This window comes from Paenibacillus sp. FSL R7-0163 (assembly GCF_037969975.1).
GTDB classification, from domain to species: domain Bacteria; phylum Bacillota; class Bacilli; order Paenibacillales; family Paenibacillaceae; genus Paenibacillus_AQ; species Paenibacillus_AQ odorifer.
In genome coordinates, this window is the sequence record NZ_CP150224.1 from 2,246,641 (window position 1) to 2,261,579 (window position 14,939).

Below are 14,939 nucleotides of genomic sequence, written 5' to 3' on the forward strand. Positions count from 1 at the left end.
TGACGAGTACGAATCGACGTTTGAGGTCATCTGAGTCCGGACTAGCCAAGATTGACGATAATACACACCGTAACGGACTGTATTGCAGCTATTTAGTGTTTTTGGAGCATTTTTCAGGAGTATCGGACCGCATAGCTCTTATTGCCAAGTTTTTGCTCCAAAGAAGAGTATATTTGGTCGAATAGCTGCATCTGGGTCCGATAGCATGGCGAAATGGGCTAAATCTGCGAAATAGCGTCTCCTGAGTCCGGACTTTCGATGGCGAGGACGGTAGCCTCAGCAGACGATTAAGATCGACGTATAGCGTCATCTGAGTCCGAACCCATAGTTAGTGTGGACATAAAGCCTCAACTGAAGAGTACGAATCGACGTTTGAGGTCATCTGAGTCCGGACTAGCCAAGATTGACGATAATACACACTGTAACGGACTGTATTGCAGCTATTTAGTGTTATTGGAACATTTTTCAGAAGTTTCGGACCGCATAGCTCTTATTGGCAAGTTCTTGCTCCAAAGAGGCGTACATTTGGTCGAATAGCTGCATCTGAGTCCGATAGTATGGCGAAATGACCAAAATCTGTGAAATAGCGTCTCCTGAGTCCGGACCATACATGGTGTGGAGATAAAGCCTCGGCAGACGCGTGCGAATCGACGTTTGAGGTCAACTAAGTCCGACTAGCCACTATTGACGATAATACACGCCGTAACGGACTGTATTGCAGCTATTTGGTGTTTTTGGAGCATTTTTCAGGAGTATCGGACCGCATAGCTCTTATTGCCAAGTTTTTGCTCCAAAGAGGCGTACATTTGGTCGAATAGCTGCATCTGAGTCCGATAGTATGGCGAAATGACCTAAATCTGCGAAATAGCGTCTCCTGAGTCCGGACCATACATGGTGTGGAGATAAAGCCTCGGCAGATGAGTAAGCATCGACGTATAATGTCACCTGAGTCCGAACCCATAGTTAGTGTGGGCATACAGCCTCGGTTGATGAGAACGAATCGACGTTTGAGGCCACCTGAGTCCGTCCCCTCCATAGTGTGGACATGCAGCCAACGCAGACGAGTGAGAATCGACGAATAAGGTCTTGTTAGGTCCGATCTCGCAGCAGTCGGAGATGCGGGCAAACATAAATGTTACTCCAAGCAGAAACTAAAGACGCTCTATGCGAACTTTAAAGTGATCCCCCAAAGCGCACACCTAGCAAACTTCAAGACATCCACAGGGTTCACCTAGCAAACCTCAACTCGTTCCCAAAGGTACTCTTTACAACATATTATCCTCTGGGGAGACTCCAAGTCATTCCGAAATGCTGAGTGAAAATTCCTTCGAAGTATTCTCTGATAATATTCCTCGAAGTAGTCACTTTTTATGCTTAATTCCCAAACTTGGAATCAAATCGCATAGTCTTCTTCGAGGCGCGACAGACCAATCCAGTCAATTACTTAAAGTTAGTTTGAAACACAGTGGAAGGATGATCACATTTAGGCGACTGGGAATTTTGATCATGTTATAAACAGCTTTGTATGAAGAATTTTAAATCAGAGTGTGTAAAGTTAGAGCACCTAAACCCATGCTGGGAGCGGGTTGTTAACTTGCTCGCGGATTATTTCCTAGTAATTTAATATGAATAATCCAATAAGATAATTGGTGTGACATTAATCATAATTACCAATTCGAAGCTTTGTGAAAATAATAACTTTTCGTAAATGTCGAAATGAGGTTGACGAATAAAAATATCAGTCGTATGATTGATTCTACTGAGTATGCTAGTAATTAAAAGTAAGTTAATAAATAATATATAATAGCAGGAGGAATGAAAGTGGAATCATCAACATTTGTGCTTTTTGGCGCTACAGGAGATTTAGCAAAACGTAAAATCTATCCTGCACTATATAACCTCTTTTTAGATGGTCAAATTTCAGGTCCTCTCTCAGTGATTGGATTAGGAAGAAGAGAAGTTTCAACCGAAGCTTTCCGTAAGCAAGTCCTGCAATCTTTGCAGACATTTTCTAGACAACCGGCAGTAGAATCTCCACAGTTGCAGGTTTTCTTGGAAGCTTTTGAATATAGCGTTCTAGATGTAGGTAATACAGAAGATTATTTTAAGCTACTGGAGCACGTTAAACGTCGTGAGCAATTGCTTAACATTCCGGAGAATCGGATGTTCTATTTATCGGTAGGTCCTGAGTTTTTCAAGGAAATTGCCGCCAATATTCACTCCAGTGGTCTGGGATCGACGAAGGGCTGGAAGCGTCTGATTATTGAGAAGCCTTTTGGTACAGACTTGCAAACAGCAAGAGAGTTAAATGACAGCTTGAATGCCGTATTTGCAGAAGAAGAGATTTTCCGAATTGACCATTTCTTGGGTAAACCAATGGTTCAGAATCTGGAAGTTCTAAAATATTCAAATCCTGTACTTAGAGCACTGTGGAAAAATCGTTATATCGCAAATGTGCAAATTACGGCGAGTGAGATTGTCGGCGTTGAAGAACGGGCAGGCTATTATGATAAAGCTGGGGCACTTCGTGATATGTTCCAGAACCATATGCTGCAATTGCTCATGATGATGGCGATGCAGCTTCCAAAAGGCAGTACACCTGAAGAGATCCGCGGGAAGAAAAGATATGTCATGGAGCGCCTCATTCCGTTAAGTAAAGACGAGGTTAATCAATACGTTATCCGCGGACAATATGCTGAAGGTGAAATTAAAGGTAAATCTGTTGCAGGATACTTAGATGAACCAGGAATTAGCCAATCCTCACAAAATGAGACGTTTATTGCAGCGCGATTGTTTATAGATGATCCATTGTGGAATGAAGTTCCGTTCTATATCCGTACCGGCAAGAGAATGAAAGAGAAATCAACAAGAATTGTTATAGAATTTAAAGAACCGTTTAATGATAACAATAACAAAAATAAAGGGAATGACGTTCCAAATCTACTCATCATCGAGATCGGTCCGAATGAAGCCATTACGCTTCAGTTGAATACGAAGGATCAGTTGCAGAAAGGGAAACTTGAACCTGTCCTCGCTACTTATGAAGCCGGAACTTCAGACGTACCAGAAGCTTACGAAAATCTGATCTTTGATGCGCTTCGTGGTGACGCCACTTTCTTCGCTCACTGGAAAGAAGTCGAGCTGTCATGGCAATGGGTTACACCAATCCAGGAAGCTATGGAGGAGGGGCTAATGCCACTTCATACCTATGCTTCAGGTTCTTATGGTCCAAATGCGGCTATGGAGCTTTTGGGTGAAGACCGCTGGTGGTTTGATGATGCAGATCAGGAGTCAGATGTTCTCGACGCTCAAGCAGAAGTTGCAGCAGCGCAGGAATCTATACGGCCAGGGGCTTAAGCCCCTGCCTGTTTTTTTTGCCAATTTAGCTAAAATACATCATAAGAATCTATAAATCGGAGGGAATTTACATGAAAGTAGGATTAGTTGGGTTAGGAAAAATGGGTTTTAATTTGGGTCAAAATTTGCTGGATCATGGACATGAGGTTGTTGCTTTTGATCTGAATGCACCTGCTGTAGAAGAAATGAAAGCTAAAGGCGCTAGTGGAGCAGTTACGCTTCCTGAATTGGTGCAGCAATTGGAAACGCCAAGAATCATTTGGATCATGGTTCCGCATCAGGTCGTTGATTCTGTAATCGCTGAACTCACTCCACAATTGTCTAAAGGTGATATCGTTATTGAAGCAGGAAACTCGCACTACAAGGAATCTATTCGCCGGTATGAGGAATTGAAGGAGCACGGAATTCACTTTATGGATGCAGGCACCTCTGGTGGTATGGAAGGGGCGCGTAATGGCGCTTGTTACATGGTTGGCGGAGATCCCGAAGCTTGGGAAGTTGTGGAGCCGATTTTCCGTGATACAGCTGTAGAAAGCGGCTTTTTATATGCTGGTAAAGCAGGTAGCGGCCATTTTCTAAAAATGGTGCATAACGGTATCGAATACGGCATGATGGCTGCGATCGGTGAAGGTTTTGAGGTTCTGGAAAAGAGTGAATTTGACTACAACTTTGAGGAAGTAGCTCGGGTGTGGAATCACGGCTCTGTAATCCGTTCATGGCTGATGGAACTTGTGGAACGCGCCTTCTCGAAGGACGCTAAACTAGATGAGATCAAGGGCATTATGCATTCGTCTGGTGAAGGCAGATGGACGCTTGAAACCGCCTTTGATTTACAAGCGGCGACTCCGGTTATCGCAATGGCGTTATTGATGCGTTACCGTTCCCTAGAGACTGACACATTTACTGGTAAAGTAGTAGCTGCACTGCGGAACGAATTCGGTGGACACGCTGTGGAAACTAAATAAGATTGGCCGACTCTGAAATGAGTGTTTACAAGCTCGAATTTCCCGCAATTTATGTTGCGGAGAAATTTGGGCTTTTTATTTTAAGGGGAATAGATAATGGGAAGTATAGATGGAGTACGAATTTAATGCAGTTTACATATTTTAGGGGTAGAAGGGTAAGTTAGGAAGCAAGGGGGAGATTTCATGCAAAGTGGAATTCGTGAGCGACTTAATTTTCTATATAAATTTCTGCATGCGCCCCGACAATATGGTAGTGTGACTCCCAGTTCACATTGGCTGGCCCAGACGTTGCTTGATCCAGTGCCTTGGAACCAAGTGCATTCTATGGCTGAGTTGGGTGCGGGGACTGGTGCAATCACAAGGTTTATTCCGCGTGGAGAAAAGACCGGTATGAATGTTTTTCTATTTGAAATAGATCCTGATTTTCGCAGTCAATTAAGAGAGGAATTCCCCGGATGTTTCTGCAACAACGATTGTCTCCGGCTGCGTCTTGCGCTTCATAACAGTAGTCTGGAGAAGCTGGATTGTATCGTGAGTAGTTTGTCTTTGATGAATTTCTCGAAGCCAGACCGCACTAGGTTTATGGAACAGATCATTTCTTCTTTAAAAGAAGGAGGGTGGTTTATAACCTATGAATATTTTCCGCGGATGAAAACAGAGTTGAGCCAGCATTTTGAGATCCTACACACGAAGTGGGTGCTGCTGAATTTTCCGCCAGCGCTTGTATATATTTGCAGGAAAAAAACCACAACGCAAGTGAAGCGCGAAAATCCCAAATCAACCGTCGACGTGGTCCCAATCTCTCAGGTTTATACAAAAAGATAATCATCTCCATACAACAAATGCCGTCACCCATTACTCATTGGGGAACGGCATTTTTAATTGGGACCGAAGGCATTTGAGCCCGATCAATAGAGAAGCTCAATATTCTCTTTGTTCAGGCGCTTCAACCAAACCTCAGAAGGCTGGCGGTCTGTGATCAAAAAGTCGATTTGGCCAAGCTCGATCAGCTTCGTAAAGGCGGTCTTATCGAATTTGGTGTGATCGGCCAGGAGTATGACCTTGTTAGCTTGACGTAGCATATATTTCTTGAGCTCACACTCCGGTTCATTAGAATCTGTGATGCCTCGCTCCATATCAATTCCTTTACAACTGATAACCGCAGTGTCCACATTGTATCTTTGAATGGTGTCATGTGCTACAGGACCCACGAGTGACATGGATCGGTAACGTAAAGAACCACCGGTAGAGATGATATCCATCCCTGAATTCGAGAACTCATGCAAAATATTAATCGAGTTCGTGATAATGGTCAGATTGTTTTTATTGCCAAGCAGTTTTAGAAACTCAAAGGCTGTGGAGCTAGGATCCACCATTAACGTATCTCCATCATTGATTAAATCGAGCGCCTTGAGGGCGATTCCCCGTTTGATATCTGTATTCAGCGCATTGCGTGTAACAAAAGGCAAATCCTCGTTCGTGTGACGATTCAGCATGGCCCCGCCATAGGTTCGGCTCAGAATGCCATCCTTCTCCAGCTTCTCCAAATCTCTGCGTATCGTCTCTTCTGTAACTTCAAACATCCGGCTTAGATCAGAGACTAATACTCGTTTATCCTGATGAACAAGATCTATTATTTTTTTTCGTCTTTCAGCTGCAAGCATAGGGATCACCTTTCCGAAATCTGTATATTCCTTAATCATAGCTCCAAATATCTGTGTTTTGCAATAAAATCAACGTAGAATCATGTTTGTTTTCCAATAATATTCACAAAACGGATATAAAACAAATAAAAACAACATAAATAATATTTAAAATGTTGACAACAAAGATTTACAGGCATACGATGAAGGAGAAAAGAAGTCCTGTAGTGGTAATTAGATTTGAAAGATACCAGAGCCGGCCCAGTTGCGATTCAGAGGCCAGCCTGAGGCGCTGCAGCCGGAATACTACGCTCTAGCTTGCAGAGTTGTGTGTAAAACTTTGGTGTTGATAAATTAACTTTAGGAGGCTGGTCAAGCAATGAGCACGCATGTGTATTATGTTCCATCGATCAATATTATGGGCAAGGGATGCTTGCAGGAGATTGGTCCATACATCCAAGAACTTAAATTAAAAAAGGCGCTAGTAGTTACGGACAAATTCCTTATGAAAAGTAGCATTGCTGGTAAATTGCTGGCGGTATTGGACGAAGCGGGGATTGAATATGCCATCTATGATGAAGTGAAACCCAATCCGACCTGTAAAAATGTCCACGATGGCGTTGATTATCTCAAGTCGCAGAATTGTGATTATCTGATTTCCATCGGCGGTGGATCACCACAGGATACTGCCAAAGCCATTGGTATCATTGCCACAAATGGCGGTCATATCAAAGAATATGAAGGTGTACACAAGTCTAAGCATAAATCACTGCCGATTGTCGCCGTGAATACCACTGCTGGTACTTCGGCTGAAGTGACCATTAACTATGTAATCACAGACGAAGATCGCAAAGTGAAGATGGTTATGGTAGATAAAAACAGCCTTGCGACGATTTCAGTCAACGATCCTGAGCTTATGGTTGATAAACCAGCTGCACTTACCGCGGCCACGGGTATGGATGCACTGACTCATGCGATTGAAGCGTTGGTGACGCCAGGAGCTTATCCGGTAACTGATGCTACGGCACTAGCCGCAGTGGAGCTAATTTTTGCTAACCTGGCTCGTACTGTGAAGAATGGCCATGATATCGAAGCGCGTGAACAGATGGTATACGCGATATTCCTTGGCGGATTGGCTTTCAATAATGCGGGGCTTGGTTATGTGCATGCGATGGCGCATCAGCTGGGCGGCGTATACGATCTGCCGCACGGCGTATGTAACGCGATGCTGCTGCCTTTTGTGGAAGAAGAAAATGCCAAATATGTGCCTGAGAAATTCAGATCCATTGCTAAAGCGATTGGACTTAATGTAGAGAACCAAACGGATAAACAATGCGCGGATTTCGTAATTGAGTCGATCAAGGCGTTGTCTAAAGAAGTAGGGATTCCAGCCAAATTATCCGAGCTTGGTGTAGAAGAAGTAGATCTTGATCTTCTGGCTGAAAATTCGATGAAGGATGCTTGTGCACCAGGTAACCCTTTTATTCCTACTAAAGAAGAAGTTATTACACTGTTCAAAAAAATATTATAAATCACCCCTTATCATAGGAGATTGTTTATGAATAATCACATCGCCGTTGACATCGGTGCCTCAAGTGGGCGGTTGGTGCGCGGAATATTGCAAGAAGGTATTCTTTCCTTAGAAGAGCTTCATCGCTTTAGCAATAGCTTTACGGAACAAGAGGGTTCCTGTTTCTGGGACATTGATTATTTAGTAGAGCAGATTATGATCGGGCTTCAGAAGGCTAAAACCGATGGAATTACTACCTGTACGCTCGGTATTGATACATGGGGTGTAGATTATGTGCTGGTAGATGCGGACGGGAATCGTGTTCAGGAAGTATACGCCTACCGGGACCGCAGAACGGATCTGGCTGTGGATCTGGTGGCAAAGCAGCTTTCACCACAAACCGTCTATGAAAAGACAGGAATCCAGCAGTTATCCATCAATACCTTGAATCAGTTATATGTTCATAATGAAGAAGAGTTAGCGCAAGCGGATCAAATTTTACTTGTACCAGATTATCTATATTACCGACTGACTGGCCGCAAGATCAATGAGGTTACTATTGCATCTACAACACAGCTGTTGAATCTGGAAAGCCGGGATTTTGACGATGACCTATTAGAATTCTTGAATATCAGGAAAGATCAATTTTCAAAATTAACTGAGCCTGGTGTAGTGGTTGGTCCTCTTGACGAAGCTTTAATCCAACAATATGACCTGCCAGAATGCCAACTGATCTGTGTGGCTTCCCATGATACGGCCTCAGCAGTGCTAGGTGCTCCACTTCAAGAAGGCTCAGCTTATATCAGCAGTGGAACTTGGTCTTTACTCGGTGTAGAAAGAACGGAGCCTCTAAATTCTCTACAAGCCATGCAGGCCAACTACACCAATGAGTGGGGAGCCTACGGAACTTATAGATTCCTCAAAAATGTAATGGGCTTATGGCTTATTCAAGAGGTTCGCAGATTACTGAACAATTGTTATAGTTTTGCGGAGCTTGCAGAGCTTGCGCAGGGAGAAGAGGGGTTTCGTAGCCTCATCCCTTGTAATGCACCAAGGTTTCTAAATCCATCCAACATGATAGAAGAAATCCGCAGTGCCTGTATGGAGAGTGGGCAGCCCGTTCCGGAGACACCTGGACAGTTAGCACGTTGTGTTTTTGACAGCTTGGCGTTATCCTATCTAACTTATTTGGAAGAGTTGGAGGAGCTGACAGAAGGTCGGATCGAGGGGTTGCAAATTGTCGGCGGAGGGGCGAACAACCGGCTTTTATGCCAACTAACAGCTGACGTTATCGGCAGGGAAGTAAAGGCTGGACCAACGGAAGCGACTGCTCTAGGAAATATAGTAGTGCAGATGATTAGCACAGATTCCATTGCAGACATAACTGAGGCAAGAGCTATTATCGAACAATCTTTTGAAATAACATCATACATTCCGCAGCCGATCAAGCATTTTGATAACATTCTAAATCGCTGGAGAAGCCTTCATCTGTCCAGAGTGAATGAGCTTATCTAAGCGAAACAGACATTGCACTATTTTAGGAGGATAAACAGCATGGATCAGAGCATTATCACTAGCTATAACGAAGCCAAAAAACTATACGCCGCCCACGGTATTGATGTGGATAAAGTGCTGGAGCGACTCGCGCAAATTAAAATTTCCATACATTGCTGGCAGGGTGATGATGTAAAAGGTTTTCTTTTTAAGGAAAAAGAACTAAGCGGGGGCATTGCGGTAACGGGAAGTTATCCGGGCCGGGCGGGTACACCAGATGAACTACGTCAAGATTTAGAAAAGGCGTTATCTCTTATTCCTGGTAAACATAAGGTTAACCTGCATGCTATTTACGCAGATACAGATGAACCTGTAGATTTGGATGAACTAGAGCCACGACATTTTCAATCCTGGGTGGATTGGGCGAAGGAGCAGGGCTTAGGGCTTGATTTTAACCCTACTTGTTTCTCACATCCGAAAGCAGCCGATGGATTCACTCTCAGTCATTCGGACGCGGAGATTCGGGATTTCTGGATCAGACACTGTAAAGCTTCACGTACGATCGCTGAGCATTTTGGGCGGGAGCTGGGTCAGCCTTGTGTGACGAATTTTTGGATTCCAGACGGTTATAAAGATACGCCAGTAGATCGGCTAGCTCCAAGAGTACGTTTAAAAGAGTCGCTGGATGAGATTTTTAGTCAGGAAATAGATCCGCTTTATAATATGGATGCCTTGGAAAGTAAACTGTTTGGAATTGGCTCTGAAAGTTATGTGGTTGGCTCTCATGAATTCTATATGGGTTATGGTTTAACAAATGGAAAAGCAATCTGTCTGGATGCGGGACATTTTCATCCTACAGAAGTGATTTCGAATAAATTATCTTCGATTCTGATGTTCAGTGAGCAGCTGCTGCTGCATGTTAGCAGACCTGTCCGCTGGGACAGTGACCATGTGGTAACGATGGATGATGAGCTGCTGGAAATCGCCCGTGAATTAGTTCGCGGGGATTTACTTCCTCGTACAAATATTGGATTGGATTTCTTTGATGGCAGTATCAATCATCTCGCGGCATGGGTCATTGGCACCCGCAACACTATTAAGGCGTTGCTGCGTGCGATGCTGGAACCAGTGGAAGAACTTAAGCAAATCGAGCAGTCCGGGGATTATACTTCACGTCTTGCTCTGGTAGAAGAGTTCAAATCGTATCCGTTTGGAGCGGTCTGGGATTACTACTGTGCATCACAAGGTACACCGGTGCGTGAGCAATGGCTTACTGAAGTCAAAAATTATGAACAGGACGTTTTGTCTTTAAGATAAAAGTGGATACGGAGAGCAGCAAATACAAAGGAGAGAATAGACTATGAGTACATCCTTGTTAGAGTCAAAAGGTTATATTGCCAGCAGTGAAGCTCCATTTATTCAGGAAATGTCAGAGATCACCCGTCATATGTGGGAGCTTGGCTGGGATGAACTGAATGGTGGGAATGTCAGCTATTTGCTGGATGAGAATGAGGTGGCTAAGTATATTAATGTACTGGAGCCGTTGCGCACGATCAAACTCACCTTTCCGGTAAAAGAATTAGCAGGCAAGTATTTTATCGTAACAGGTTCGGGCAAATATTTCAGAAATGTGATTAAAGACCCTGAAGCGAATCTGGGTGTGTTAAGGGTTAGCGGCAATGGCGAAAGTGTGGAAGTATTGTGGGGATTGCGGAATGGTGCAGTTCCTACGAGTGAGCTCGCTTCGCATTTTATGAGTCATATTGAACGCTTGAAAGTAGATCCCACACACCGTATCGTGCTGCATACACATGCTACAAATGTTATCGCGATGACCTTCACGCATGATCTGGACGAACTGAAGTTTACCAAAACACTATGGGAAATGTGCACAGAGTGTCTTGTTGTTTTCCCTGATGGGGTCAGCGTTATTCCGTGGATTGTTCCGGGCAGCAGTGAGATCGGCCGTGAGACTGCCAAAAAAATGAAGGATCACCGTTTAGTCATCTGGCCGCAGCATGGGATTTTTGGCACGGGCTCCACCATGGATGCTACCTTTGGTCTAGTAGAAACGGTTGAAAAGGCTGCAACGATCTACAACTTGATTGGCGGTAGAGAGATCAAACAAAAGATCACAGACCAACAGCTATGGGATTTAGCTAAAGCATTTGGAGTTACACCTAAAGCGGGGATTCTTGAAGTCTAGAGAGTCATTATAATTTGGTGAAAACCGGGCATTCGTAGATTCTGCGAGGTCCGTTTTTTTTGTCTTTTTCTTAAAATTTGCATTTCCCATCTTTTGGGTAGATAATAAGCTTACTTAAAGTAATCAATTAATAAATTGGAGGTAACATATGAATACAGAGCAACTATTTTCACCTTTTCAAGTGGGGAATCTTTCGCTGTCGAACCGATTTGTAATGGCGCCGATGACACGCGCGCAGTCTCCGAATGGTGTGCCGGGAAGCAATGTTGCCGCTTATTATCGTAGACGTGCAGAGGGTGGAGTGGGATTAATTGTTACTGAGGGTACTGCGGTAAATCATCCAGCGGCTGTCAGTCACCAAGATATTCCTAATATACATGAAGAAGCATCTTTAGAAGGCTGGAAGAAGGTTGTGGAAGAGGTTCACGCAGCTGGGGGCAAGATCATCCCGCAGCTTTGGCATGTGGGGATGGCGCGTACAATCGGCGAGTATCCTAACGTAGAAGCCCTTCCTGTAGGCCCTTCGGGACTGAATTTAGCAGGTGAGCCGGTGACAGAGCCGCTGACCACAGAAGAGGTTGAAAGCTTAGTAACAGCCTTCGCTCAAGCGGCGGCAAATGCCAAAAGCGTTGGCTTTGATGGCATCGAGCTGCATGGCGCTCATGGGTATCTGATAGACCAGTTCTTCTGGGATAGAACGAATAAACGTACCGATCGTTACGGTGGCGATTTGGTAGGAAGAACAACATTCGCAGTCGAGATCATTAAAGCATGCCGTCAAGCGGTTGGACCAGACTTCCCAATCGTGCTGCGCTTTTCCCAGTGGAAGTTGGGGGCGTATGATGAGAAGCTGGCGAAGACTTCAGAAGAACTTGCGAGTTTCCTGGCACCGCTTAGCGAAGCGGGTGTAGATATTTTTCATTGCTCGACCCGACGCTTCAGTCAACCTGAATTTGCTGGCTCTGATCTTAATTTAGCTGGATGGACTAAGAAACTTACCGGGAAGCCGTGTATTACAGTGGGCTCTATTGGCCTGCAAAGCGATTTCTTCGCAGAAGATAAAGCTCAGAAGCCTGCGGATAATATCGATGAGTTAACTGAAAGGTTCGGTCGGGAGGAGTTTGATTTGGTTGCAGTGGGCAGAGCGCTTATTAGCGATCCGGCTTGGCCCGCTAAAGTACAAAGTGGAGCGATAGACGAAATCATCCCATTTACTCCTGAAGCGACGAACACTCTTTACTAAAACTAGCAGAATATACAATGACTATTTTTTTAGGTAAGAGGTTGTATAACTGTTTCAAGAGTAGTGTATCTGCTTATAATAGTAGCATACCCCCCCTTAATATGATAGAACTTGACCCTGCCAAACGTTGGCGGGGTATTTTTTTGTCGATATGCAACGCTCCTTTACATCATTAATAGATCGGGCACTTCTATGTTAGGCCAGCATTATGTTATAATTTTAAATTAGCAAAGTATAAAAATAATTGTTGAACAATAGAGGACGTGAAAACAGCATGACAAAGGGGAACCACAACTCACCGGACTTAAAATCCGGCAAGGGTTCTAAGGATTATTCGAAATATTTTGATTTTAGTGATGCAAAGGTAATTAGTGAAGAAGAAGGTAAGGTTACTTACCGGATTAAAGGAAGAAATGTGCAAATTAATAGCCAGCCTGACTATAAAGAAGGAAAACGGCGCGGCAAGGAAGAAATAGAAGTGCATTATGATTTCGAGATTCCTGAAGAGATGCAGAATTTCGGAGTGGGCAAATATTATCATATAACGACTTATGGCTGCCAAATGAATGAGCATGACACGGAAACGATGAAGGGCCTATTGGAACAGATGGGCTACCGCAGTGTCGCTGACCGTAATGACGCGGATCTCATTTTGCTGAATACTTGTGCGATTCGGGAGAACGCCGAGGATAAGGTATTTGGAGAGCTAGGACATCTTAAGAACCTGAAGATCGAGAAGCCGGGTCTGTTGTTAGGGGTATGCGGTTGCATGTCCCAAGAGGAAGGCGTAGTCAACCGGATTATGTCAAAGCATGGCTTCGTGGATATGATCTTCGGTACGCATAATATTCACAGATTGCCACACCTCATTAAAGAAGCGGTATTTAGTAAAGAGCTTGTGGTTGAGGTATGGTCTAAAGAAGGCGACATTATTGAGAACTTGCCGAAGAAGCGGGAAGGCATGCGCGCTTGGGTGAACATTATGTATGGCTGTGATAAGTTCTGCACGTATTGCATCGTACCGTTTACACGCGGTAAAGAACGCAGTCGTCGTCCAGAGGACGTTATCGCTGAGGTGAGAGAGCTTGCCCGCCAAGGCTTCAAGGAAGTAACGTTGCTGGGGCAGAACGTAAATGCTTACGGTAAAGATTTTACAGACATTGATTACACTTTCGGTAACCTGATGGATGATATGCGCCTGATTGATATTCCGCGCATTCGCTTCATGACATCGCATCCGCGGGATTTTGACGATAAATTGATTGAGGTTCTAGGCAAAGGCGGCAACTTGGTGGAGCATATCCATCTGCCGGTACAATCGGGAAGTACTGCCGTTCTTAAGAAAATGAGCCGTAAATATACCCGGGAAGCTTACCTGGAATTAGTGCGTAAGATTAAGATAAGTGTGCCGAATGCTGTATTAAGTACCGATATTATCGTTGGTTTCCCTGGGGAGACTGATGAGCAATTTGAAGATACCCTATCGCTTGTGCGTGAGGTTGGGTATGATATGGCATATACGTTTATTTATTCTCCACGGGAGGGTACACCAGCAGCGGCCATGGAAGATAATGTACCGATGTCGGTGAAAAGTGAACGTCTGCAAAGATTAAATGATCTCATCAAGGAGAACAGCCGGATCATTAATGACCGGATGCTGGGTGAAGTTGTAGAGGTGCTGGTAGAAGGGGAGAGTAAGAATAACTCCGAAGTCCTTTCTGGCCGTTCCCGCGCTAACAAGCTGGTCCATTTTGAAGGTCCGAAGGAGCTTATCGGCACATTTGTAAACGTGAGAATTACAGATACCAAAACATGGTACATTAAAGGGGATATTGTGGTTGAGGCCGCAGCTGTTCATTAATCACATACGAATGGGGAGATGACTAATGAGTACAGAAGAACAACGGTTGAATAAATATGGAATGAAGACTTATAATACTCGTGATCTGATCGTTCGCGAGGATATTATGGGCAAAGCTAAAGAATTAGCATCATTAATCTCAACCAGCGAAGAGGTTCGCCATTTTCAGCAGGCGGAGCAAAAAATTCTTAATCACGAGCGTGTGCAAGGACTGATTGCAACCATTAAGAAAAAACAAAAAGAAATCGTGGCCTTCGAAAGCTTCAATAATAAAGATATGGTCGCCAAAATTGAACGTGAAATTGAAGTGCTGCAAGATGAGATCGACGGTATTCCTGTCGTCAATGAATTTCAGCAAAGCCAGAGCGATATTAATTATTTGCTCCAGCTGGTAATTTCCGTGATTAGAGATACCGTTTCGGAAAAAATAAATGTGGAAGCCGGCACCGAAGCGCCTCCGACCACATGCGGATAACCCACACTCAGTTCAGGGGGCGGATGCAGATCCGTCCCTTTATTTCAATATAAGAGGTAGAAGTAAGATTCAAGAATATACATAATCCTTATAATTCAACGACAAGGTCGTTTCTCATATAGTCTTTTTTGTAGGATAATGTAAAATAATGGAATTTAGCTGTTGATTTATGAAGAACATGTTTG

The 14,939-nt window shown here is 44.0% G+C and carries 11 protein-coding genes; 10 read left to right on the plus strand and 1 reads right to left on the minus strand.

Going from position 1 to position 14,939, the window contains the following annotated elements:
- The first annotated feature begins 1,821 nt into the window (after positions 1 to 1,821).
- From zwf to NST45_RS09930, 3 genes are all read left to right on the plus strand, one after another.
- The gene (gene zwf / locus NST45_RS09920) at positions 1,822 to 3,357 is read left to right on the plus strand and encodes a glucose-6-phosphate dehydrogenase (RefSeq protein ID WP_339825512.1); all 1,536 of its coding nucleotides are present in this window, start codon (positions 1,822 to 1,824) and stop codon (positions 3,355 to 3,357) included.
- Positions 3,358 to 3,428: 71 nt separating this feature from the next.
- Positions 3,429 to 4,322, plus strand: a complete 894-nt coding sequence (gene gnd, locus NST45_RS09925) for a phosphogluconate dehydrogenase (NAD(+)-dependent, decarboxylating) (RefSeq protein WP_036688068.1) — start codon at positions 3,429 to 3,431, stop codon at positions 4,320 to 4,322.
- A gap of 183 nt (positions 4,323 to 4,505) precedes the next feature.
- On the plus strand, positions 4,506 to 5,147 hold the full coding sequence (locus NST45_RS09930; RefSeq protein WP_076100064.1) for a methyltransferase: 642 nt from the start codon (positions 4,506 to 4,508) through the stop codon (positions 5,145 to 5,147).
- An 83-nt stretch (positions 5,148 to 5,230) separates the two neighbouring features.
- On the opposite strand, the gene NST45_RS09935 is transcribed toward NST45_RS09930, so the two are convergent.
- Positions 5,231 to 5,986 carry a DeoR/GlpR family DNA-binding transcription regulator gene (locus NST45_RS09935; RefSeq protein WP_076100077.1) on the minus strand — a complete coding sequence of 252 codons (756 nt, stop codon included), beginning with the start codon at positions 5,984 to 5,986 and terminating at the stop codon, positions 5,231 to 5,233.
- Between the two features lie 358 nt (positions 5,987 to 6,344).
- On the opposite strand from NST45_RS09935, the gene NST45_RS09940 reads away from it, so the two are divergent.
- The 7 genes from NST45_RS09940 to NST45_RS09970 all read left to right on the plus strand — a co-directional run bounded on the left by NST45_RS09940 (position 6,345) and on the right by NST45_RS09970 (position 14,754).
- Positions 6,345 to 7,496 carry an iron-containing alcohol dehydrogenase gene (locus NST45_RS09940; protein ID WP_076100062.1) on the plus strand — a complete coding sequence of 384 codons (1,152 nt, stop codon included), beginning with the start codon at positions 6,345 to 6,347 and terminating at the stop codon, positions 7,494 to 7,496.
- A gap of 27 nt (positions 7,497 to 7,523) precedes the next feature.
- Positions 7,524 to 8,990, plus strand: coding sequence for a rhamnulokinase (gene rhaB / locus NST45_RS09945; protein ID WP_076100060.1), 1,467 nt, complete (start codon positions 7,524 to 7,526; stop codon positions 8,988 to 8,990).
- A 39-nt stretch (positions 8,991 to 9,029) separates the two neighbouring features.
- The gene (gene rhaA, locus NST45_RS09950; RefSeq protein ID WP_076100058.1) at positions 9,030 to 10,286 is read left to right on the plus strand and encodes an L-rhamnose isomerase; all 1,257 of its coding nucleotides are present in this window, start codon (positions 9,030 to 9,032) and stop codon (positions 10,284 to 10,286) included.
- 43 nt (positions 10,287 to 10,329) lie between these two features.
- Complete coding sequence (gene rhaD, locus NST45_RS09955; protein ID WP_036688060.1) at positions 10,330 to 11,175, plus strand: rhamnulose-1-phosphate aldolase; 846 nt, start codon at positions 10,330 to 10,332, stop codon at positions 11,173 to 11,175.
- Between the two features lie 148 nt (positions 11,176 to 11,323).
- Entirely contained in the window at positions 11,324 to 12,418 is a 1,095-nt protein-coding gene (locus tag NST45_RS09960; RefSeq protein WP_036688059.1) for an NADH:flavin oxidoreductase, read from the plus strand.
- Between the two features lie 274 nt (positions 12,419 to 12,692).
- Positions 12,693 to 14,279 (plus strand): tRNA (N6-isopentenyl adenosine(37)-C2)-methylthiotransferase MiaB, encoded by a 1,587-nt coding sequence (gene miaB, locus NST45_RS09965; protein ID WP_038571650.1) that lies wholly within the window; start codon positions 12,693 to 12,695, stop codon positions 14,277 to 14,279.
- Positions 14,280 to 14,304: 25 nt separating this feature from the next.
- A complete protein-coding gene (locus NST45_RS09970; protein WP_036688057.1) occupies positions 14,305 to 14,754 on the plus strand; it encodes a YlbF family regulator in 450 nt (149 codons plus the stop codon).
- The last annotated feature ends 185 nt before the right edge of the window (positions 14,755 to 14,939 follow it).